This window comes from Kocuria nitroreducens, assembly GCF_042879195.1.
GTDB lineage: Bacteria > Actinomycetota > Actinomycetes > Actinomycetales > Micrococcaceae > Kocuria > Kocuria nitroreducens.
The window spans coordinates 1-20,382 of the sequence record NZ_JBHZTC010000001.1 but is presented as its reverse complement, the minus strand read 5'-3'; the positions used below and the strand labels follow the sequence as shown (position 1 = coordinate 20,382).

At 75.1% G+C, this 20,382-nt stretch carries 21 protein-coding genes and 1 pseudogene; 16 read left to right on the top strand and 6 right to left on the bottom strand.

From position 1 onward, the window contains the following. Positions 1 to 271: 271 nt before the first annotated feature. Positions 272 to 967 carry an endonuclease NucS gene (nucS, locus tag ACFYE1_RS00110; protein ID WP_387738660.1) on the bottom strand — a complete coding sequence of 232 codons (696 nt, stop codon included), beginning with the start codon at positions 965 to 967 and terminating at the stop codon, positions 272 to 274. A gap of 74 nt (positions 968 to 1,041) precedes the next feature. Between nucS and ACFYE1_RS00105 the strand changes: the two genes are divergently transcribed. The 6 genes from ACFYE1_RS00105 (at position 1,042) to ACFYE1_RS00080 (ending at position 7,640) form a co-directional block, all read left to right on the top strand. Continuing rightward, a complete protein-coding gene (locus ACFYE1_RS00105; protein ID WP_017833251.1) occupies positions 1,042 to 1,383 on the top strand; it encodes a hypothetical protein in 342 nt (113 codons plus the stop codon). Positions 1,384 to 1,685: 302 nt separating this feature from the next. Then, entirely contained in the window at positions 1,686 to 2,645 is a 960-nt protein-coding gene (locus ACFYE1_RS00100; protein WP_387738658.1) for a co-chaperone YbbN, read from the top strand. A 173-nt stretch (positions 2,646 to 2,818) separates the two neighbouring features. Then, positions 2,819 to 3,679 (top strand): ABC transporter ATP-binding protein, encoded by an 861-nt coding sequence (locus ACFYE1_RS00095; protein ID WP_387738656.1) that lies wholly within the window; start codon positions 2,819 to 2,821, stop codon positions 3,677 to 3,679. Next, positions 3,661 to 5,316 (top strand): hypothetical protein, encoded by a 1,656-nt coding sequence (locus ACFYE1_RS00090; protein ID WP_387738655.1) that lies wholly within the window; start codon positions 3,661 to 3,663, stop codon positions 5,314 to 5,316. The genes ACFYE1_RS00095 and ACFYE1_RS00090 overlap by 19 nt, the downstream gene beginning before the upstream one ends. Before the next feature lie 64 nt (positions 5,317 to 5,380). Beyond that, positions 5,381 to 5,716 (top strand): DUF3039 domain-containing protein, encoded by a 336-nt coding sequence (locus ACFYE1_RS00085; RefSeq protein WP_387738653.1) that lies wholly within the window; start codon positions 5,381 to 5,383, stop codon positions 5,714 to 5,716. Between the two features lie 121 nt (positions 5,717 to 5,837). Continuing rightward, positions 5,838 to 7,640 carry a DEAD/DEAH box helicase gene (locus ACFYE1_RS00080; RefSeq protein WP_387738651.1) on the top strand — a complete coding sequence of 601 codons (1,803 nt, stop codon included), beginning with the start codon at positions 5,838 to 5,840 and terminating at the stop codon, positions 7,638 to 7,640. A 66-nt stretch (positions 7,641 to 7,706) separates the two neighbouring features. On the opposite strand, the gene ACFYE1_RS00075 is transcribed toward ACFYE1_RS00080, so the two are convergent. Both ACFYE1_RS00075 and ACFYE1_RS00070 read right to left on the bottom strand, forming a co-directional pair. Further along, the gene (locus ACFYE1_RS00075) at positions 7,707 to 8,318 is read right to left on the bottom strand and encodes an isochorismatase family protein (protein ID WP_387738649.1); all 612 of its coding nucleotides are present in this window, start codon (positions 8,316 to 8,318) and stop codon (positions 7,707 to 7,709) included. 70 nt (positions 8,319 to 8,388) lie between these two features. Next, positions 8,389 to 9,738 carry a nicotinate phosphoribosyltransferase gene (locus tag ACFYE1_RS00070; RefSeq protein WP_387738647.1) on the bottom strand — a complete coding sequence of 450 codons (1,350 nt, stop codon included), beginning with the start codon at positions 9,736 to 9,738 and terminating at the stop codon, positions 8,389 to 8,391. A 55-nt stretch (positions 9,739 to 9,793) separates the two neighbouring features. Between ACFYE1_RS00070 and clpS the strand changes: the two genes are divergently transcribed. The 8 genes from clpS to ACFYE1_RS00030 all read left to right on the top strand — a co-directional run bounded on the left by clpS (position 9,794) and on the right by ACFYE1_RS00030 (position 15,665). Then, positions 9,794 to 10,129 carry an ATP-dependent Clp protease adapter ClpS gene (clpS, locus tag ACFYE1_RS00065; protein WP_387738645.1) on the top strand — a complete coding sequence of 112 codons (336 nt, stop codon included), beginning with the start codon at positions 9,794 to 9,796 and terminating at the stop codon, positions 10,127 to 10,129. Then, complete coding sequence (locus tag ACFYE1_RS00060) at positions 10,129 to 10,689, top strand: DUF2017 domain-containing protein (RefSeq protein WP_387738642.1); 561 nt, start codon at positions 10,129 to 10,131, stop codon at positions 10,687 to 10,689. Before clpS ends, ACFYE1_RS00060 begins: the two co-directional genes overlap by 1 nt. Before the next feature lie 115 nt (positions 10,690 to 10,804). Continuing rightward, positions 10,805 to 11,740, top strand: a complete 936-nt coding sequence (murI, locus tag ACFYE1_RS00055; RefSeq protein WP_387738640.1) for a glutamate racemase — start codon at positions 10,805 to 10,807, stop codon at positions 11,738 to 11,740. A 60-nt stretch (positions 11,741 to 11,800) separates the two neighbouring features. Further along, a complete protein-coding gene (locus ACFYE1_RS00050; RefSeq protein ID WP_387738638.1) occupies positions 11,801 to 12,628 on the top strand; it encodes an MBL fold metallo-hydrolase in 828 nt (275 codons plus the stop codon). Between the two features lie 44 nt (positions 12,629 to 12,672). After that, complete coding sequence (gene rph, locus ACFYE1_RS00045) at positions 12,673 to 13,458, top strand: ribonuclease PH (RefSeq protein WP_387738636.1); 786 nt, start codon at positions 12,673 to 12,675, stop codon at positions 13,456 to 13,458. Then, positions 13,451 to 14,095, top strand: a complete 645-nt coding sequence (gene rdgB, locus ACFYE1_RS00040) for an RdgB/HAM1 family non-canonical purine NTP pyrophosphatase (protein ID WP_387738634.1) — start codon at positions 13,451 to 13,453, stop codon at positions 14,093 to 14,095. Before rph ends, rdgB begins: the two co-directional genes overlap by 8 nt. A 27-nt stretch (positions 14,096 to 14,122) precedes the next feature. Then, positions 14,123 to 14,995: a phosphotransferase family protein gene (locus ACFYE1_RS00035; protein ID WP_387738632.1), complete on the top strand. Its 873-nt coding sequence runs from the start codon at positions 14,123 to 14,125 to the stop codon at positions 14,993 to 14,995. Between the two features lie 22 nt (positions 14,996 to 15,017). Continuing rightward, positions 15,018 to 15,665 (top strand): 3'-5' exonuclease, encoded by a 648-nt coding sequence (locus tag ACFYE1_RS00030; RefSeq protein ID WP_387738630.1) that lies wholly within the window; start codon positions 15,018 to 15,020, stop codon positions 15,663 to 15,665. Here ACFYE1_RS00030 and ACFYE1_RS00025 read toward each other — a convergent pair. Then, positions 15,634 to 16,770, bottom strand: coding sequence for an ADP-ribosylglycohydrolase family protein (locus tag ACFYE1_RS00025; RefSeq protein WP_387738628.1), 1,137 nt, complete (start codon positions 16,768 to 16,770; stop codon positions 15,634 to 15,636). The two genes, ACFYE1_RS00030 and ACFYE1_RS00025, sit on opposite strands and share 32 nt — an antisense overlap. Positions 16,771 to 16,913: 143 nt before the next feature. Between ACFYE1_RS00025 and ACFYE1_RS00020 the strand changes: the two genes are divergently transcribed. Both ACFYE1_RS00020 and ACFYE1_RS00015 read left to right on the top strand, forming a co-directional pair. Next, complete coding sequence (locus ACFYE1_RS00020) at positions 16,914 to 17,843, top strand: aquaporin (protein WP_387738626.1); 930 nt, start codon at positions 16,914 to 16,916, stop codon at positions 17,841 to 17,843. Between the two features lie 293 nt (positions 17,844 to 18,136). Beyond that, the gene (locus tag ACFYE1_RS00015; RefSeq protein WP_387738624.1) at positions 18,137 to 19,444 is read left to right on the top strand and encodes a hypothetical protein; all 1,308 of its coding nucleotides are present in this window, start codon (positions 18,137 to 18,139) and stop codon (positions 19,442 to 19,444) included. Positions 19,445 to 19,495: 51 nt separating this feature from the next. Here the strand turns inward: ACFYE1_RS00015 and ACFYE1_RS00010 are convergent, their stop codons facing one another. Beyond that, positions 19,496 to 20,236: an MBL fold metallo-hydrolase gene (locus ACFYE1_RS00010; protein WP_387738623.1), complete on the bottom strand. Its 741-nt coding sequence runs from the start codon at positions 20,234 to 20,236 to the stop codon at positions 19,496 to 19,498. Continuing rightward, positions 20,233 to 20,382 (bottom strand): annotated as a pseudogene (locus tag ACFYE1_RS00005) (S-(hydroxymethyl)mycothiol dehydrogenase); the annotation flags it as partial. The pseudogene ACFYE1_RS00005 and the gene ACFYE1_RS00010, both read right to left, overlap by 4 nt.

Sequence of the window (20,382 nt, the reverse complement as noted above, 5' to 3'; positions counted from 1 at the left end):
TGCACAGGTCGTGCACGGAAGGGCGGTACCACGAGATGAGCCGAAGGCCGAGGTCTCCGTTCCCGAGGGAGGGAGACAAGGGCCAGGGTCGAACGTCACGCTCGCTTACCCGTTCTGCGAGCATGCAAAACATGGAACGAAGAACAAGTTCAGCTTCACACACTCCCCGGGGGCGGTCAACGTTGTTCGCCTGCTGATCATCGCGTGTTGCGGGCCGCCCGCCGACCGCGTGACCGCGCCCGGCCGGGAACGCGGAAGCCCGGCGGCGGTCTCAGAAGAGGCGCGAGTCGCTGTCGTCGAGCCCGCGCATCTCGTCGTAGTCGAGGGTGAGGCACGCGATGCCCCGGTCCTCGGCGAGCACCCGGGCCTGGGGCCTGATGAGCTGGGCGGCGTACACCCCGCGCACGGGGGCCAGGAGAGGGTCACGGTTGAGCAGCTCGAGGTACCGGGTGAGCTGCTCGACGCCGTCGATGTCGCCGCGGCGCTTCAGCTCGACCGCCACGGTGGCGCCGGCGGCGTCGCGGGCCAGGATGTCGACGGGCCCGATCGCTGTGGGGTACTCGCGCCGGACGAGGGTGTGCCCCGAACCCAGGCGGTGGATCTGCTCGGCGAGCAGGCGCTGGAGGTCCGACTCGACGCCGTCCTTCACCAGCCCGGGGTCGGTGCCGAGCTCGTGGGAGACGTCCTCGTGAATCTCGAACACCTGGATGACCAGGCGGTCGTCGCTCTTGGCGGCCTGGACGGTCCAGGTCTGCAGGACGCCCTCGGCCGCGAGCTCCGCCTCGGGCTCCCCGACGTGCAGGCGGGCGGGCGGGCTCATCCAGTTCAGGGGCTTGTAGCTGCCGCCGTCCGAGTGGACGAGCACGGACCCGTCCGCCTTCACGAGCAGAAGACGCCGGGCGGCGGGCAGGTGGGCGCGCAGACGCCCTTCGTAGTCGACGGAGCAATCGGCAATGACGAGACGCACGCGGCCCAGCCTAACGCTCCGCGGGAGCCGGCCCGGCCCGGTGGGCGGTGGCGCCTGTGTGAGACGATGGCGCCGTGCCCCGCTCCAACCACTCCTCGCGACGCCGCCACGGCGGCCCCGGCAGCGGCCCGCGCGCGAGCAAGTGGCAGCGCGGCGCGGCGCAGGAGCCGTGGTCAGTCGAGCGGGTCCTGGAACCGGCGCCCACGGTGGAGCGCTCGGCGGACGGGGACTGGCTGGTCCGCCACGTCCGGCCGGCCAACGCGGTCAAGACCTACACCTGCCCGGGATGCGGCCGGTCGATCCCGCCGGGGATCGCGCACCTCGTCGTCTGGCAGCAGGACTCCCTGCTGGGCGCGCGCAGCGCATTCGAGGACCGCCGCCACTGGCACGAGCGCTGCTGGCGCACGCGCCGCTGAACCGGGCCGGGGGCGCCGGCGCCCTCGAGGCGCTGGGGCACGAGCTTCGGCCCCCGCTCTCCTTGACACGGCACCGCACTGCGTCCGCCGTCACGCCGGGAGCGGACACGGGGACGCGCCGGTGGCCGAGCCGCTCCCGGCGGTCGATAATCGTGGAAGACCCGCGGCGCCGTCCTGCTGTCCAGGCAACCCGGCGCCCCGGACCGCCGATCCGCACCGGTGACGCCGACCACCGAACCAGCCCCGACGCCGGCGGCCGAGCGGACGGCCGAGCCTGTCGTCGAGCCCTGAGGAGACGCCCCGTGAACGAGTTCCAGCACCAGCAGCCCCGCCGCCCCGCCGAGACCGCCCCACCGCCGGAGGCCGCGCTCCCATCGTCGGTGCGAGGAGCGGTCGACCTGGGCGCCGCGGCCGCCGCCGGGGCCGGCGCTCCGCCCACCGGGGAGTACCGGCCGGGCGGGTACCGCCGGGAGGTGACGGGGGCGGACTTCCAGGAGGTCGCCCAGCTCTCCACCCAAGTCCCCGTGGTCTTCGCCCTGTGGGCCGGCTTCAGCCAGCAGTCCGTGGCGTTCACCGACACCCTGGAGCAGGTCGTCGACGGCTACGGGGGACGGCTCCTGCTGGCCTCCGTGGACGCCGAGGCGGCCCCCGAGATCGCCCAGATGTTCCAGGCGCAGTCCGTGCCCACTGTGGTCGCGCTGCTCGGCGGGCGGCCCGTCCCGCTGTTCAACTCCACGGTCCCTCCCGAGCAGGTGACCCAGCTCCTCGACGAGCTGCTGGCGCTCGCCGAGCAGAACGGGATCGCGGGGACCGTGGAGCCCGCGCGCGCCGACGACGAGCCGGAGCCGCTGCCCCCGCTGCACCAGGAGGCCGTGGACGCCCTCGAGGTCGGGGACGTCGACGCCGCCGAGGCCGCGTACCGGAAGGCGATCGCCGAGAACCCCGGGGACCGGGAGGCGAAGCTCGCCCTCACCCAGGTGCACCTGCTCCAGCGCGTGCTGCCGCTGGACGCCGGGACGGTCCGTGCCGAGGCCGCCGCCGCTCCGGACGACGTGGCGGCCCAGCTGGCCGTCGCCGATCTCGACGTCTCGGGCGGCCACGTGGAGGACGCCTTCCGGCGGCTGCTGGACCTGGTGCGGCGCACCGCCGGGGAGGACCGGGACGCCGTCCGGCTGCGCCTGCTCGAGCTCTTCGACGTGGTGGGCGCCGAGGACCCGCGCGTGGTCACGGCCCGGGGCGCCCTGATGCGCGCCCTGTTCTGAGCCCTCACCCCTGACGGGACCGCCGCCCGCCGGGACCGGCCGGCGCGCGGCCCCGTCCGCGCGCCCCGAACGGGCCCTCCACCGCACGGCGGAGCGCGCGCCCGGGGGCCGGGTGGCCGTGCTCCGCCGCGCGCCGGAGGCGTGCCGGGTCCCCGCCTGCCTACGCTGGTGGCATGAGCCACCAGCACGTCCCGCAGTCCGCCCCGGAGCGGTCCGGCGCGCCCGCGCCGGACACGTTCGCGGTGCCCCCGCCCGGCGGGTCGCCGGCGCTGAGCGTGCGCCGGCTCGTCCGGGTCTTCGGCCGCCCGGGCACCCCCGAGGCCAAGGTCGCCGTGGATCGCGTCGACCTGGACGTCCCCCGCGGCTCCTTCTTCGGACTCGTGGGGCGCAACGGTGCCGGCAAGACGACGATGCTGTCCATGGCGACCGGCCTCCTCCGCCCGACGGCGGGCAGCGTCCGCGTGGCCGGGGTCGACGTCTGGGCCGAGCCCCGGCGGGCCAAGCAGCTCATGGGCGTGCTGCCGGACGGGCTGCACCTGTTCGACCGGCTCACCGGACGTCAGCTCGTCACCTACTCCGGCCTGCTGCGCGGCATGGACCGCGAGGTCGTGGCCGAGCGCACCGAGGACCTGCTCCGGGCCATGGACCTGGTGGCCGACGCCGGGACGCAGGTCCAGGACTACTCCGCCGGCATGACCAAGAAGATCGCGCTGGCCGGCGCCCTCATCCACGCCCCGAGCCTGCTGGTCCTCGACGAGCCGTTCGAGTCGGTCGATCCGGTCTCGGCCGCGAACATCCGCGAGATCCTGCACGGGTTCGTGGCCGCCGGCGGCACCGTGGTCGTCTCCAGCCACGTCATGGACCTCGTGCAGCGGATGTGCGACCACGTCGCCGTCATGGACCGTGGCCGGGTGCTGGCCGCCGGGACGGTCGACGACGTCCGGGCCGGGGCCACGCTGGAGGACCGGTTCGTCGAGCTGGTCGGCGGCCGCCGGGAGACGGGGGAGGGGCTGCCGTGGTTGCGCCCGGAGTGAGCCCGGAGCTCGCGCCGGCCCCGGAGGGCCTCGCCCCCGCACGGGCGGGCACCGCCGCCCTGGCCGGTCGCCTCGTGGGTCTGAAGGCCAGGATCCTGGTCAACACCCTCACCCGCAGCACCTGGGTGCTCGTGGGCACCGTGCTCGGCGCCGCCTACTTCGTGTTCCTGCTCGGCCTGGCCGTGGTCGCGCTGTTCCTGCTCGGCCGCCAGGACCTGTCCCTGGTGGGCACCGTGCTCGTGCTGGCCGGAACGGCGGCCACGCTGGCCTGGTGGCTGCTTCCTGTCCTCGCGGCGCGTGCCGACGCCACCCTGGACCCGGCCCGCCTCGCCCTCCTGCCCCTCTCCGTGGGCCAGGTCCAGTGGGGCCAGGCCCTCGGCGCGCTCGTCGGCGCGCCGGGTGCGCTGACCGCCGTCGCGCTCCTCGCCACGGTGAGCTCCTGGCGCTCGTCCGCGGCCGCGCTGGTCGCGGCCCTCCTGTGCGTGCCGCTCGCGCTGGCCCTCGTGATCACCGGATCCCGCTGCGTGACGGCCCTCGCCGTCGGTCTCGGCCGCCGCCGACGGCTCACGGAGCTGGTCTCGCTGGCCGCGCTCGTGGTCCTGGTGCTGCTGGGCCCCATCGTCACCGGTCTGCTCAGCGGGCTGGAGCGGCTGTGGGACCGGCTGCCGCAGTACGCCGGCGTGCTGGCGTGGACGCCGGTCGGGGCGGTGTGGGCCGTCCCGGCGGACGTGGCCGCGGGTCGGTGGGGTGCCGCCGCCGCCCGGCTGGCCGTCACGGTCCTGACGGTCCTCGTCCTCGTCCTCGTCTGGCGCGTCGCGCAGGAGCGGGCCCTGACCACCACCGCCGGCGGGAGGACCGCGGCCCCGCGCGAGGGGGCCGCCGGCGCAGGGCTGTTCGACCGCGCGCCCCGGCGTCCGTGGGCGGCCGTCGCGGCCCGGTGCCTGGTCTACTGGGTCAGGGACCCCCGGTACGCGGCCGGCCTGCTCGTCATCCCCGCCCTCGCGGTGCTCATCTGGTTCACCCGGGACCCGGGGGGAGGCAGCGTCTTCCTCTACGGCCTGGGCCCGATGATCGCGGCGCTGCTCGCGTACCAGATCTCGGGCGACGTGTCCTACGACAACACCGCCCTGCACCTGCACGTCCTGTCCGGCGTGCGGGGCGTCCACGACCGCGCGGGCCGGGTGCTCGCGCTGCTCGTGATCGCCGTGCCGCTCACGGCGCTCGGACTGCTGCTGCCGTTCGCGGTCGAGGGCCGGTGGCACCTGCTGCCCGGGCTCGCGGGGACCGCGCTGCTGGCACTGCTGGGCGGGGCGGGCCTGTCCTCGGTGATGTCCGCCCGGTACACCTATCCGGTGGCTCCGCCGGGAGCGTCGCCGCTGAAGACGCCGCAGGGCTTCACCGTGCTCAACGTCCTGGTGCAGTTCGTGGCGCTGGGGCTGATCGTCGTCCTCGTGCTGCCGGCCGCGGCGCTTCTCCTCGTGCAGCTCTTCACCGGTGACCCCGTGTGGGGCTGGTCGGCGCTGGCCGTGGGGGCAGTGCTCGGCCCGCTGCTGTGCTGGGGCGGGATCGTCCTCGGCGGGCGCTGGTACGACCGGCGGTCCCCCGAGCTGCTCCAGGAGGTCGCCCAGTTCCGCTGAGCCGGGCCGGCCGGGCGGTGCCCGGCGCACGCGGACTCGGCGGGGACGGGGTAAAGTGGCGGCCATGCATGTCTCAGCGGCGACCACCGGCACCCCGACGAACGGCCTGGACGACAGCCCCTACGGCACCGATCCGGCGCAGCCGGCCGGGGGCACGTCCACGATCGAGCGCGAGGAGACCAGGGAGCTCCAGGAGCCGGGCGACCACGAGCGCTTCGCGCACTACGTGCGCAAGGAGAAGATCATGGAGTCCGCCCTCTCCGGCGAGCCCGTGATCGCCCTGTGCGGCAAGGTCTGGGTCCCCGGCCGCGACCCGCAGCGGTTCCCGGTGTGCCCCACCTGCAAGGAGATCTACGACGGCCTGCGCCCGCCGAACGACCAGGGCGGCGACCAGGGCTGAGCACCGCCCCCCGAGCAAGCGCCCGCCGCCGGCGGGCGCTTTTGCGTGGCCCGCCGCCCCGCCCCCGCCATCCGCCGCGACCACGAGGCCGCGGGACCACGAGCGAAAGGACGTCGCCAGAGTGTCCCAGGACGACCAGCTCTCCTTGTTCGGCGCCGCCGCCGCCGACCTCCCCCCGGCCTATCCCGACCGCGCCGCGTGGGGCACCGCCCCGAAGCTGCGCGCCTGGCAGGCGGAGGCGCTGCAGCGCTACTTCGAGACCCAGCCCCGGGACTACATGGCCGTCGCGACCCCCGGTGCCGGCAAGACGACCTTCGCGCTGCGGGTGGCCAAGGAGCTCTTCGACCGCGGGACCGTCAACCGGATCACGGTGGTGACGCCGACGGACCACCTCAAGCGGCAGTGGGCGGACGCCGCGGCCCGCGTGGGGCTGGCGATCGACCCGAACTTCAAGAACGCGGACGGCTCCCACGGCTGGGACTACCTGGGTGCGGCGGTGACCTACTCCCAGGTGGCGATGAAGCCGCTCCTGCACCGGGCCCGCACCGAGGCGGGACGGACCCTGGTGATCATGGACGAGATCCACCACGCCGGGGACTCCCTGACGTGGGGCGACGGGTTGCAGGAGGCCTTCGACCCCGCCGCCCGCCGGCTCGCGCTGACCGGCACCCCCTTCCGCTCGGACACCGCGCCGATCCCGTTCGTGCGCTACCTGGAGGACGGGGACGGCATCCGCCGTTCGAGCGCCGACTACACCTACGGCTACGGCGACGCGCTCAAGGACCACGTGGTCCGGCCGGTGATCTTCCTCGCCTACTCCGGGCAGATGCGCTGGCGGACCAGCGCGGGGGAGGAGATGGCCGCCGAGCTCGGCGAGGGCTTCACGAAGGACATCACCGCCCACGCCTGGCGCACGGCGCTCGACCCGAACGGCCAGTGGATCCCGTCGGTGCTCCAGGCGGCGGACCAGCGTCTCACCGAGGTGCGGCGCACGGTGCCGGACGCCGGGGCGATGGTCATCGCGACCGACCACCAGGATGCCAAGGCCTACGCCGCACAGCTGCGCCGGATCACCGGGGAGAGCCCCACCGTGGTCCTCTCCGACGACAAGGGCGCCTCGGACCGGATCGACGAGTTCTCCGCGGGGGACAGCCGGTGGCTCGTGGCCGTGCGCATGGTCTCGGAGGGGGTCGACGTGCCCCGGCTCGCCGTGGGCGTCTACGCGACGTCCACGTCCACGCCGCTGTTCTTCGCCCAGGCGGTCGGCCGCTTCGTGCGCGCCCGCAGGCGCGGGGAGACGGCCTCCGTCTTCCTGCCGTCCGTGCCCGCGCTGATGCAGCTCGCCAACGAGATGGAGGCCGAGCGGGACCACGCCCTCGACAGGCCCGCCACGGAGGAGACCGGCCTGCCCGCGGACCCCCTCGAGGAGGGCTGGGACGACGACCTGCTCGAGGAGGCCAACCGTGAGGAGAAGGCGTCCGCGGCCCTGGCCCAGGGCCGGTTCGAGGCGATCGGCTCGGACGCGTCCTTCCACGGGGTCCTCTTCGACGGCGGGGCCTTCGGCGGCGGCGTGGCGGTCGGCTCGGAGGAGGAGGCGGACTTCCTCGGCATCCCGGGCCTGCTCGAGGCCGACCAGGTCTCGGCGCTGCTGCGGGAGCGGCAGTCCCAGCACGCCCGCCGGCGCCCGGGCTCGGCCCGGACCGCCGAGCAGCCGGCGGTGCCCGACCACCGGCGGCTGAAGGAGCTGCGCGCCACCCTGTCCAAGAACGTCTCGGCCTGGGCGTCCCGCACCGGCACCCCGCACGGCGTGGTCCACAACGAGCTGCGCCGCGTGTGCGGGGGACCCGCGGTGGCGCAGGCCAACGAGGCCCAGCTGCAGGCCCGCGTGACGAAGCTCCAGGACTGGTTCGTCGGGCGCAAGTGAGCCGCGCCCGGCCACGGCCCGCCCGGCACCGGGCGGTTCGACGCCGGGCGCGACGGCGGGCGCCGGTCAGGACCGGACGACCTCGACCCCCGCCTCGGCCATCTCCTGCAGGGCGCGCTCCGTGCTCTCCTCGGCGACGCCCGCGGTGAGGTCCACCAGCACCCGGGTGTCGTAGCCGGCCTCGACCGCGTCCAGGGCGGTCGCCCGCACGCAGTGGTCGGTCGCGAGGCCCACGATGTCCACGGCTTCGATCTCGTGCTCCCGCAGCCAGTCGTCGAGGCTCACGTCCGGCTCGTCGTCGACGTCCTCGTCGTCGCCCATCGGCACGTCCGCGTCCGGGGCCAGCAGCCCCTCGAACCCGGAGTAGGCGGCGTCGTGCTCGCCCTTGCGGAACCACGCCTGGATCCAGTCCGTGTCCAGATCCGGGTGGACGTGGGCCCCGCGGGACTCGGCGACGCAGTGCACGGGCCAGGACGCCACGTAGTCCGGCTCATCGGAGAAGTGCGCCCCGGGGTCGATGTGCCAGTCCTGGGTGGCCGCGACGGCCGCGTACTCCCCGTGGTGGTCCTCGAGGTGCTCCGACACGGCGGCGGCCACCGCCGCGCCTCCGGCGACGGCCAGCGAGCCCCCCTCGCAGAAGTCGTTCTGCACGTCGACGACGATCAGTGCGGTCCTCATGGTGTTCCTCCCTCTGTTCGGTGGGTCTCGCTCGGTGGGTCTCGTCCGGCGCCGTCCGCCCGGAAGCTGCTCAGGCCGGGGCCTCGGGCCCCAGCACGGTCGGGATGACGGGGTCGCCCTCGCTGAGCCGCCGGGCCGAGCGGGGCAGCTCCGCCACGGACGCCGCGTGCCGCTCCCGGGCCCGCCGGACCCCGGCGGAGCCGGTCCAGCCGTCCAGCAGCTCGCCGTCGCTGACGAAGTCCTCCAGCAGCGGCCGGTCGTCGCCGTCGTCGTCGGGCAGCTCGCCGATCCCGACCATCTCGTGGGTCGCGGTGCCCGTCTCGTCCCGGCGCCGCAGGGCGTGCTTGCGCCCGCCCACGGACACCTTGCCCTTGGCGGCCTTCGCCACGGGCCGCAGCTCGCCGGAGGAGTCCTCGCGGGCCACCAGCTTGTAGACCATCGACGACGTCGGCGCGCCGGAGCCGGTGACCACGCGGGTGCCGACGCCGAACGCGTCGACGGGCGCGGCGTTGAGGGCCGCGATCGCGTACTCGTCCAGGTCCGAGGTGACGGTGATGCGGGTGCCGGGGTTGCCGAGCTCGTCGAGGAGCTCACGGACCCAGGCGGCCTGGGTCACGAGGTCGCCCGAGTCCAGGCGCACGCCGCCCAGCTCGGGACCGGCGAGCTCCACGGCCTTGCGGACCGCGGTCTCGACGTCGTAGGTGTCGACGAGCAGGGTGGTGTCCCGGCCCATGGACTGGAGCTGGGCGCGGAAGGCGTCCTCCTCCGAGTCGTGCAGGAGCGTGAAGGAGTGGGCCGCCGTCCCGACCGTCCGGATCCCGTAGCGGTGCCCGGCCTCCAGGTTCGACGTCGAGTCGAAGCCGCCGATGACCGCCGCCCGCGCGGCTGCCACGGCGGCCTCCTCGTGGGCGCGCCGGGAGCCCATCTCGATGCACGGGCGCCCCGCCGCGGCGCCCACCATGCGCGAGGCGGCCGAGGCCACGGCGCTGTCGTAGTTGAGCACCGACAGGAAGTACGTCTCGAGCACGCACGCCTCCGCGAAGGTGGCCTCCACCACGAGCAGCGGCGAGGAGGGGAAGTAGGCCTCGCCCTCGGCGTAGCCGGAGATCGACCCGGTGAACCGGAAGCCGGCCAGGTAGTCCAGGGTGTACCGGTTCACCACGCCGGTGTCGGCGAGGAAGCGCAGCTGCTCGTCACCGAAGCAGAAGCTCCCCAGTCCCTCGAGGAGGCGCCCGGTGCCCGCAACCACGCCGTAGCGCCGCCCGGCCGGCAGCCGCCGGGCGAAGACCTCGAACACGCTGCGCCGGTGCGCGGTGCCCGCGTGCAGGGCCGCCTGCAGCATGGTCAGCTCGTAGTGGTCGGTCATCAGGGACGTGGGCGCCGGGGCCCACCGGTGGCTGCGCTGGTTCACGGGCACCACTCTAGCGACGCCGCCGGTGCGCCCGGCGTCCGGCACTCGCTACGATGGACGGACCATGCACTGCACCGTTCCCGCCGCCCGCCCCGCGGCCACCGCCACTCCGGAGACCGGCACCCGGCCCACCGGCGCGCCGTCCGTGACTGCGGAGACCGAGACCCCGTGGAACGTGGTCGTGTGGGACGACCCCGTCAATCTGATGAGCTACGTCACGTACGTGTTCCGGTCCTACTTCGGCTATCCGGAGGAGAAGGCCCGCTCGCTGATGCTGGAGGTCCACCACCACGGGCGCACCGTGGTGGCCAGCGGGTCCCTGGAGGAGGCCGAGACCCACACCGTGGCGATGCACGGCTTCGGGCTGTGGGCCACCTTCGAGCAGGCGGGGGGTCGCTGATGGCCCAGGGCTTCCGGTCCACCCGCCGAGGCATCACGGCCCGCTTCGAGGAGCCCGAGAAGGAGCTCCTGCAGAAGCTGTTCGCGGACGTGGCCCAGGCGCTCGCCCCGGAGCAGCCCGCCTCGGAGGACGCGTTCGAGCGGATGCTGGGCGTGTCCGGGGACGCCACCGTCCCGGACGACTCCGCGCTGCGGCGCCTGCTGCCCGACGGCAGCCGGGACCCCGAGCGCGCCGCCGAGTTCCGCCGGTACACGGAGCGGGGGCTGCGGGAGACCAAGCGGGGCGTGCTGCAGCAGGCGGCCCTGGCGCTGGAGGCCCAGCCCGTGCGGCTGGACCCCGAGCAGGCACAGGCCTTCGGCCAGGCCCTCAACGACGTCCGGCTGGTGCTGGCGGACCGCCTGGGGATCCGGAGCGAGGCCGACGCCGAGCGCGTGGGACGCTACGACGACTGGTCCGCGATCGAGGACGTCGAGACGTACATGTCGCTGCTGTACAACTTCGTCTCGTGGCTGCAGGAGACCCTCATGGAGGCCCTCCTGCACGACCTGCCCCGGGACTGACCGGCCACGACACGCCGGACGGCTCCTGCACCGGCGAGGAGTGACGGGCATCACAGCGGAACGGCCGTGGCGCGGTTTGGGGCGGCGGCACGCCCGGGACTACGCTCTTGACGATATGCAGGATGACGATGCCTTCGAGGCCGGCGGCCGGACCGCACGGCGCCCCAACCCCGGATCACCCATCGGCGTGTTCGACTCGGGGGTGGGCGGGCTCACCGTGGCCCGCGCCATCATCGACCAGCTGCCCCACGAGGAGATCGTCTACGTCGGCGACACCGCGCACGGGCCCTACGGGCCGCTGCCGATCGCCGAGGTCCGGTCGCACGCCCTGCGCATCATGGACGAGCTCGTGGACTCGGGCGTCAAGCTGCTGGTGATCGCCTGCAACACGGCGTCCGCCGCGGTGCTGCGCGACGCCAGGGAGCGCTACACGCGGGTCTACGGGATCCCCGTGGTGGAGGTCATCCAGCCGGCGGTGCGCCGAGCGGTGGCCTCGACCCGCAACGGCCGGATCGGAGTCATCGGCACGGAGGCGACGGTCGGCTCCCGCGCCTACGACGACACGTTCGCCGCCGCCCCCCACCTGCGGATCGACTCGGTGGCCTGCCCCGCGTTCGTCGACTACGTGGAGGCGGGCGTCACCACGGGACCCGGTCTGCTGGCCACGGCCCAGGCCTACCTCGACCCGCTGCGCGAGGCCGACGTGGACACCCTCGTGCTGGGCTGCACCCACTACCCGCTGCTCACCGGCGTGATCTCCTACGTCATGGGCGACACCGTCACGCTGGTGTCCAGCGCGGAGGAGACCGCCAAGGACGTCTACCGTGCACTGGTCGGGCACGGGCTCGAGCGGGACCCGAGCCTGCCCGCCCGCCACGAGTTCCTCGCCACCGGGGACGCCGCGTCCTTCGAGGTCCTCGCCCGGCGGTTCCTGGGGCCGGAGGTCGCCCGCGTCCGGCACACCAGCTCCGTGGCCGAGCAGTTCCCCACGGGATCGCTCGCACGGATCACCCCGGAGATGATCGGGGGAGCCGGACCCTCCGCGCCCTGAGCAGCACCGCGGCCGGTGCGGCCGCCGTCCCACCGGTTCTCCCTGGAAGGCACACGCTCCATGAAACTCACCATCGTCGGATGCACCGGCTCCTTCGCGGGGCCGGACAGCCCTGCCTCCTGCTACCTCCTCAGCGGCGAGGACGCCGAGGGGCGGACCTGGCGCATCCTGCTGGACATGGGCAACGGCGCCCTCGGCGTGCTGCAGCGCCACATGGACCTGCACGACATCGACGCCGTGCTCGTCAGCCACCTGCACCCCGACCACTGCATCGACCTGGCCGGGCTGCACGTGGCGATCAAGTGGGACCCGCGGGGCTGGGGGCGCGCCCCGATCCCGCTGTGGGCGCCCACCGGTCTCCACGAGTACCTCAGCAGCACCCACGGACTCCCTCCGGAGCCCGGCATGCACGGGGAGTTCGACTTCCACACCTGGGCCGCCGAGGTGACCGTGCGGGTGGGGCCCTTCGCGATCACGCCCTTCTGCGTGGAGCACCCCACCCCCGAGCCGTACGCCCTGCGGATCGACTACGACGGGGTCCTGGGCCCCAGCACCCTGGCCTACTCCGGGGACACCGACGCGTGCGAGGGCCTCGTGCGCGCCGCCCGGGACGCCGACGTCTTCCTGTGCGAGGCCGCCTACCACGAGGGCCGGGACGACGCGCTGCGCGGCATCCACCTCACCGGCCGGCGCGCCGCGGAGGCCGCCCGGGACGCCGGGGCGCGCAAGCTGCTGCTGACGCACCTGCCGGTGAGGAACTCCCCGACGCGGGCCGTCGAGGAGGCGCAGGAGGTCTTCGACGGGCCCATCGGGGTCGCCCAGCCCGCCCACACCTACCCGATCCTCCGCCGGGGCAGCGGCCGTCCCGCGGCCGCCGTCGGACCGTGAACCCCGCCGCCGGGCCCGCGGCGCCGCGGGGTAAGGTGGAGCACATGGATTTCCCCGTCGACCAGACCGCACCAGCGCCCTCGACCCCGGGGGTGACCCGGTCCGACGGTCGTTCGCCCGGCGAGCTGCGGCCCATCACGATCACCCGCGGCTGGTCCCAGCAGGCGGAGGGCTCCGCCCTCATCGAGTTCGGGAGCACCCGGGTGCTGTGCACCGCGTCCGTGACGGAGGGCGTCCCGCGCTGGCTCAAGGGGGAGGGCCGCGGCTGGGTGACCGCCGAGTACGCGATGCTCCCGCGCGCCACGTCCACCCGGTCCGCGCGCGAGTCCGTGAAGGGCAAGATCGGCGGGCGCACCCACGAGATCTCCCGCCTCATCGGCCGCTCCCTGCGCTCGGTCATCGACCTGGCCGCCTTGGGCGAGAACACCGTGGTCCTCGACTGTGACGTCCTCCAGGCCGACGGCGGCACCCGCACCGCGGCCATCACCGGCGCCTACGTGGCCCTCGCCGAGGCCATCGGCTGGGCCCGGGCGGAGGGGTTCATCGCCCGCCGCGCCCAGCCGCTCACCGACACGGTGGCCGCCGTGTCCGTGGGCATCATCGACGGCGTGCCGATGCTCGACCTCCCGTACGTCGAGGACGTCCGGGCCGAGACCGACATGAACGTGGTGGTCACTGGGTCCGGCGACTTCGTAGAGGTGCAGGGCACCGCCGAGGGCGCCCCCTTCGACCGCGCTGAGCTCGACGCCCTGCTCGACCTGGCCCTGGCCGGCTGCGCCCAGCTCACCCAGGTCCAGGTCGAGACCCTGCGCGAGGCCGACGATGGGTGAGCTCGACGGCCCACGGGTGGTGCTCGCCACGCACAACCGGGGCAAGCTCGCCGAGCTGCGGGACCTGCTCGCCGCCGCGCTGCCCGGGGCCGACGTCGAGCGGCTCGTCGTGGACGCCGCCGCGGCGGGCGCCCCCGACGTGGTCGAGGACGGCACCACCTTCGGGGCCAACGCCCTGCTCAAGGCCCGCTCCGCCGCCGCCGCGACCGGGCTGATCGCCGTGGCGGACGACTCCGGCCTGGCCGTCGACGTGCTGGGCGGCGCCCCCGGGATCTTCTCGGCGCGCTGGTCCGGCCGGCACGGCGACGACACCGCGAACCTGCGGCTGCTACTCGCCCAGCTCTCCGACGTCCCCGACGCCCACCGCGCCGCGCAGTTCGTCTGCGCCGCCGCGCTCGTCACCCCGGACGGCCTCGAGCACGTGGAGACCGGGACCCTGCGCGGCACCCTGCTGCGCGAGCCCGTGGGGGACGGCGGCTTCGGCTACGACCCCGTCCTGCGCCCCGACGGGCTCGACCGGTCCTGCGCCGAGCTCACGCGCAGGGAGAAGAACTCCATCAGCCACCGCGGGCGCGCGCTGCGGGCCCTGCTCCCGCACCTGCTGGCCGCCCTCGACCCCCCCGCCGTCCCCGACTGACCCACGTCCGAACCGAGGAAGTTGACCATGCCCTGGTCGCAGCTCCACCACCTGCCGTTCGCCGGCGCCGTCGAGTCCGTGCTGCGCGAGGCCGGCATGCGCGCCGACCCCAGCCAGTGGGAGGTGCACGCCGGCGGGTCCGCCCACGTGGTGGTGAACGTGGGCCACGTGATCTCCGTGCGGATCGCCAAGAACGCCACGGTCTGCGAGCACGTCCAGCGCCGCACGGAGGTGCTGCGCAGGCTGCCCCGCTTCTCGTTCGCCACCCCGCGGCCGCTCACCGGCGTGGTGGTCTCCCACGGCTACACCGGGGTGGGCCTGACGTGGCTGCCCGGCCATCCGCACCCACCCGGGCACGGCGACCCGGCCGTGCTGCACCGGGTCCTGACGGAGCTCGCCGAGGTCGACACCTCGGGCTTCGCACGGTACCTCGACCGTCCCGGTCAGCACTGGGGCGGCCACCGGCGGCGGCACGTGCTCCTCGACGAGGTCATCCCGCGGCTGCTGCCCCGCAACCAGGAGGCCGCGCGGCGGGCCGTCGCCGAGCTCGCGGCGCTGCCCACCGTGGTGCCGACCCTGGTGCACGGGGACCTCATGGGGCACAACATGCTGTGGGACGGGGACGGGGACGAGCTCACGGGCATCATCGACTGGGACCACGCCTGCCTGTCCGACCCCGCGCACGACGCCGCGTCCCTCGGGCTGTGGTACGGCTGGGAGACCCTGCGCGCCGCCGTCTCGGAGACCGTCTACGAGCGTGCCCGGCTGCACGCGCGCACGTTCCCGCTCCAGGCGATCGCGTACGCGCTGCACCACGACCTCGACACCGCCCAGGTCAACCAGTCCATCGCCCGGGCCGACGACTGGATCGAGACCAACCTGCGCGGCGTCTCCGCCTGAGCGGGCGCAGTAGGCTGTTCCGGTGCCGTTTCCTGCTTCCCCCGACACGACCACCGCCCGTCCCGCCACGGACACGTCGTCCCTCTCCTTCACCGCCATCGACTTCGAGACCGCCAACCGCTTCATCGGCTCACCGTGCGCCGTGGGCCTCGTGCGGGTCCGCGGCGGCAGGGTGGTGGAGGAGCGCTCCGCGTACATGCGCCCTCCGCACACCCGCGCCGACTTCGACCCCGGCAACACGCGCATCCACGGGATCACGGAGCGCACGGTCGCGGGCCACCCCGGCTTCGCCGAGCTGTGGCCGCGGATCGAGGACTGGATCCTGGCGGAGGATCCCGACGAGCTCGTGGTCGCGCACAACGCGGCCTTCGACATGGGCGTGATCCGCGCCGCGTGCGCGGAGACGGACCTGCGGCACGCCCCGCTGGCGTACGCGTGCAGCCTGGCGCTGGCCCGGCGTGGCTACGACCTGCCGTCCTACGCGCTGCCCCGGGCGGCCGAGGCCGCCGCGGTGCCGCTGCGGCGCCACCACGACGCCCTCGAGGACGCCCGGGCGTGCGCGGGGATCGTGGTGGACCTGGTCCACCGGGCCGGTGCCGGCACCGTGCGGGAGCTGCTCGCCGGCGCCGGCCTGAGCGTCAGGCGGCTGGCGCGGCCCCCACTTCCCTGAGCCAGCACTCGGCCGTCTCCGACACCGCGTCCCCGGCGTCCAGCCGGGCGCACCACTCCGGCGGCAGCGCGGACGTCCCGAGGGCCGCGCCCGTGACGGCGCCGGCGATCGCCCCCGTCGCGGCAGGGGCGCCGTCGTGGCCGGTGGCCAGCTCCACGGCGCGACGGAACACGGCCTGCGGGTCCGGGGCCCCGGGGGCCTCGGCCTCCGCGCGCAGAGCCGCGCCCAGCCCGCCCGCCAAGGTCTCCGGGGCCGCCCCGCCCACGCCGAGCAGCCTCGGGAGCGCCTCGGGGTCGAGGTCCTCCCGCCGGGCGGCGCGCACGGCGTCGTCGAGCCGGGCGAGGGTCTCGGCCACCGGCCGCGTGAGGTTCCCCGCGGTCTCGCGGGCGGCGGCCACGGCCTCGGCGACCGGCCGGGGCACGCCCTCCCGGCGGGCCTGCACGGCGGCGTGGACCACGAAGCCGTGGACGGCCGCCGCGGTCTGCGCCTCGGGGTGCCCGTGGGTCAGCGCGGCGCCGTTGATGGCCAGCGGGGCGAGCGTGCGCCAGCCGACGTGGGGGAGAAGACCGAACGGGGCCGAGCGCAGCACGGCTCCGGCGCCGTGGGTGTCCGGCAGCAGCGGGCGCTCGACCTCTCCCATCCGGCCGGACCGGAGGGCCTCGAGCACCGTCGCGTCGGGGTCCCGCACGGCGTGCAGGACCTCGAGCTCGTCGATCCGGCGGGGCAGGGGCCGCGGCGCCTCGGCCGGGTGGTGCTCGCCCTGGGTGTGCAGCCAGCGCAGGTAGGCCAGCCACAGGCATGCGGTCTCGTCGGCGGCGTGGCCCTGGTTCGCCCACTCGACGACCTCCTGCAGGGCGTCCAGGGTGTAGAGCGCCAGCTGGGTGCCGGCGGAGATCTGCAGCACCGCGGCGGGGCCTCCGGTGCCCCGAGGACCGGCGGGAGCGTCCGCGCCGGTCGCCCGGGGAAGGGGGTGCTGGTCGCAGAGCCCGCCCGCGCCCAGTGCGTCGCCGAGGGCGCCGCCCAGCAGGGCGGCCCGCACGGAGTCGGCGTACTCGGGCCAGGCGGGGTCGAGACCGGAGTCGGGGGAGAGCAGGGGTGCGGGCATGCGGTCAGTGTAGTCGGCGGCCGACACGGCCCGGGACGGGTTCAACGGCCCTTCAGGAGACTGTGGTTGCATGGCACGGGCGTCCGGCGCCCCCGCCGGCACGGCAACCCCCGCCGCGCCGCCCCCGACCCTGAGGAGAGCTCATGAGCCACCACCTTCCCGATACCACCGCGCGCCCCGGCGCCGACGGCGCCGCCCCCGCCGGCACGGCCACCGACCCAGATGCGCCCACCGACCCCGGCACGGAGGGCCTCGCGGCGCCCGTGCCCGTCGCCGCGCGCAAGGACAGCGTGCCCGCCGGCACGGCGGACGCCGCGTCCGCGCCGGCCCAGTGGGCCGCCGAGTTCGCCGGCACGGCGCTGCTGGTCTTCGCCGGGCTGGGCACGGGCATGTTCGCCACCGAGGTCATCGACTCCGCGCTCGGCTTCGGCCTCGGCCTGGTGGCCGCGATGGTCGCCTTCGGGCACGTCTCCGGGGGGCACTTCAACCCTGCGGTGACGCTCGCCGCGGTCGTGGCCGGGCGCACCCCCGCGAAGGCCGCGATCGGCTGCGTGGTGGCCCAGGTGCTCGGCGCCCTGGCCGCCGCGGGCGTGCTGTGGTCGGTGCTCGTCACCCTGCTCGACTCCTCGACCACGGCGCAGGTCCTCGGCGCGGTCTCCAACGGCTTCGGCGAGAACTCCACCTCGCAGGCCGGGTGGACCACCGTGCTGCTCGTCGAGTTCGTGGCGACCGCCCTGTTCGCCCTCGTGGTCCTGGGCTCCACCGCGCCGCGGGCCAACGCGGTGCTCGCCCCCGTGGCCATCGGTGCGGCCCTCGCCTTCCTGCTCACGATCACCGCGCCGTTCGACGGCGGATCGCTGAACCCGGCCCGCTCAACGGGCGCCGCCGTGGTCGCCGGCGCCGGCCACCTGGGCCAGCTGTGGCTGTTCTGGGTCGCCCCGCTGCTCGGCGGTCTCGTCGCCGGACTGGTCCACCGTTCGGCCGCCCTGTCCCGGCCGCGCCGGGGCACCGATGCGCTCCCCGCGACCGGGACGGCCCCGGCCGGGTCCGCCCCGCAGGTCCAGGAGCGGTGAGCCGGCGGCCCGGCCGTGTCCGGCGGGGCCGCTGGGTGCACCGCCTGCGACTCCTCCACACCTCCGACCGGCACCTCGGCCGTTCCGTCCCCGGCCACGGCACCGTCGAGGTGCTCGGACGTGCTGTCCGGGGAGCCGGGCTCCTCCCGCCCGCCCGGGGGACGGGGTCCCCCGGGCCGGCCCGGATCCTCGGACCCCGCTGCGGCGGGGGTCGACGCTTTCCGTCATCGTCCGTGCGGCAGAGCTAGGCTGGTCCGAGCCCGGCCGCCGCCGGGAGGAAGCGGAGGTACCTCGTGAGCAGCGCGCGCGCCGCCGAGCCCCTCGGGGGCTTCAGCGCGGCCGCCCGCTCGCCCCTGGCCGACTCCCGGGAGCTCGCCGCCGTCAGCGGCGCCCTGTACCCCGTGCTGACCCTGCTCGTGCGGCTGCCCCAGACCATGCTCCCGCTCGGCGTGCTGACCACGGTGGCGCTGATCTCCGGGTCCCCGGCCCTGGGCACCTTCTGCGCCGCCGCCGTGACGTTCGGCTCGGCCCTGTGCGGCCTCGCCATGGGCGCGGCCGCCTCGTGGCGCCGGCGCCAGATCGGCCTGGTGCTGCTGACCCTCGTCCATCCGCTCGTGGTGTGGCTGCTCGTGCGCCGGCTCCCGGACCTCGCCGCCGACAGCGAGGCCGCCCCGGCCCAGCTGGTGCTCCCGTGCCTGCTCGCCGGGCTCGTGCTGCCGCAGATGGGCGTGGCGTGCCGGCTGCGCTGGTGGTCCCTGCTGCGCCGAGACTCCCGGGAGGACCTCTTCGACACCGCACTGCGCCACGAGAGCGTCATGGACGCGCTGGGGACCGTCCTGGCGGCCGCGGTCACCGGTCTCGTGGCCGTGACCCTCGGGCCGGTCGCCGTGCTGGTGCTCGCGGCCACCCTCACGCTCGTGGGCACTACCGTGTTCCTGCTGCACTGCTCCGCCCGTCTGCCGCCGGGACTCATCCACTTCCTGCCGCCCGTTGTCGCCGCACCGACCCGGGCCGCCCGCCGGCGCCGCCGCCGGGCGCGTCAGCTCCGGTTGCTCCCCGTGGTGGGGATGGGCGCCCTGGGCGCCCTCCTGGGGTCGACCCTCGGTGCGGTCGTCGTCTTCGCGACCGCCGTGGACGCGGTGATCTCGGTCAGCTGGCTGTACGCCGTCTCCGGTCTCACCTCGGCCCTGGCCGCGGTGGCCGCGTCCGCCCGGACCGAGGAGCTCCGGCTGTGGAACCGCTGGGTGGCGGCAGCCGCCGGGGCCGTGCTCGCCGCGATGCTCCTGACGATCCCCGACGACTCCGCGGGGATGGTGGTCGTGCTCGCGCTGGCCGGGCTGACCACCGGCCCGTGCCTGGTGGCGGTCTACGAGATCGCGCGGCTCGTGGCCCCGAGCTCCCGGGTCACCGCCCTGACCACGGTGATGACCGCCGTGATGAGCGTGGGGCTGACCGGGGGGCTGGCCCTGTCCGGGTGGTGGGGGGAGTCCTGGGGGTACCGGAGCGCGGCCCTGGTGCCGGTGCTCTCCGCGGCCGCCCTGCTGGCCACGGCCCTGGCCTTCGTGCACCGCTGGCGGCGCATCGACCCCGGCGCCCTCTGAGCCCCGCCGGGCCCGGAGGCCCGGCGGGTGGAGGTGGTGCGGACGGAGGGGTCAGTGGCCGCGGTCGATCCACTCCTGCAGGTGGGGGGCCTCGGCCCCGATGGTGGTGGTGTCCCCGTGGCCGGTGAGCACCTCCGTGGTCTCGGGCAGGGTGAGCAGCCGGTCGCGGATGGAGTCGACGATCGTGGGGAAGTCGGAGTAGGACCGGCCGGTGGCTCCGGGGCCGCCCTGGAAGAGGGTGTCCCCGGAGAACAGCACCCCGCCCTCGCCCAGGTCCGGGGCGAAGAAGCACACCGAGCCCGGGGAGTGGCCCGGGGTGTGCAGCACGGTCAGGGTCGTCCCGGCCACGGCGAACTGCTCCCCGTCGGCGATGGCGGTGTCGAAGGGCGTCTTGGGATAGACCTGCTCCCACAGCACCGTGTCCTCCGGGTGCAGGTGGATCGTCCCACCCACCTGCCCGGCCACCTCCTTGACGGAGCGGATGTGGTCGTCGTGGGCGTGGGTGAGCAGGATCGCGGTCACCGTGCGCCCGGCGACGGCCTCCACCACGGCCCGAGGGTCGTGGGCCGGGTCGATCACGACGCACTCGTCATCGTCGCCCACGATCCACACGTTGTTATCGACCTCCCAGGTGCCTCCGTCCAGGGAGAACGTCCCGGAGGTGACCAGCCGGTCGATGCGGGCCCCGCCGGCCCGGTCGGCGCCCCGCACGGGGACGGCGCCGTGGTCGGCGGGGTGGGCGCGCTCCCGGTCGGGCAGGGCCTCGCCGTCGTTGCCGTCGACGGCGCTCATCGGTCGAGCTCCACGACGGAGCGCAGCACCTTGCCGGCGGTCATCCGCTCGAACGCGGGCTCGACGTCCTCGATCCCGATCCGTTCGGTGACGAACCCGTCCAGGTCCAGCCTGCCGAGCCGGTACTGGTCCACGAGCATCGGGAA

What these genes read in the sequence shown, in the direction of transcription:
- ACFYE1_RS00075 (WP_387738649.1), bottom strand. Translation starts at nt 8,318, where the DNA reads ATGAGGACCGCACTGATCGTCGTCGACGTGCAGAACGACTTCTGCGAG.
- rph (WP_387738636.1), top strand. Translation starts at nt 12,673, where the DNA reads ATGGATTTCCCCGTCGACCAGACCGCACCAGCGCCCTCGACCCCGGGG.
- ACFYE1_RS00020 (WP_387738626.1), top strand. Translation starts at nt 16,914, where the DNA reads ATGAGCCACCACCTTCCCGATACCACCGCGCGCCCCGGCGCCGACGGC.
- ACFYE1_RS00085 (WP_387738653.1), top strand. Translation starts at nt 5,381, where the DNA reads ATGCATGTCTCAGCGGCGACCACCGGCACCCCGACGAACGGCCTGGAC.
- murI (WP_387738640.1), top strand. Translation starts at nt 10,805, where the DNA reads ATGCAGGATGACGATGCCTTCGAGGCCGGCGGCCGGACCGCACGGCGC.
- ACFYE1_RS00025 (WP_387738628.1), bottom strand. Translation starts at nt 16,770, where the DNA reads ATGCCCGCACCCCTGCTCTCCCCCGACTCCGGTCTCGACCCCGCCTGG.
- ACFYE1_RS00035 (WP_387738632.1), top strand. Translation starts at nt 14,123, where the DNA reads ATGCCCTGGTCGCAGCTCCACCACCTGCCGTTCGCCGGCGCCGTCGAG.
- ACFYE1_RS00060 (WP_387738642.1), top strand. Translation starts at nt 10,129, where the DNA reads ATGGCCCAGGGCTTCCGGTCCACCCGCCGAGGCATCACGGCCCGCTTC.
- clpS (WP_387738645.1), top strand. Translation starts at nt 9,794, where the DNA reads ATGCACTGCACCGTTCCCGCCGCCCGCCCCGCGGCCACCGCCACTCCG.
- ACFYE1_RS00050 (WP_387738638.1), top strand. Translation starts at nt 11,801, where the DNA reads ATGAAACTCACCATCGTCGGATGCACCGGCTCCTTCGCGGGGCCGGAC.
- ACFYE1_RS00095 (WP_387738656.1), top strand. Translation starts at nt 2,819, where the DNA reads ATGAGCCACCAGCACGTCCCGCAGTCCGCCCCGGAGCGGTCCGGCGCG.
- ACFYE1_RS00010 (WP_387738623.1), bottom strand. Translation starts at nt 20,236, where the DNA reads ATGAGCGCCGTCGACGGCAACGACGGCGAGGCCCTGCCCGACCGGGAG.
- rdgB (WP_387738634.1), top strand. Translation starts at nt 13,451, where the DNA reads ATGGGTGAGCTCGACGGCCCACGGGTGGTGCTCGCCACGCACAACCGG.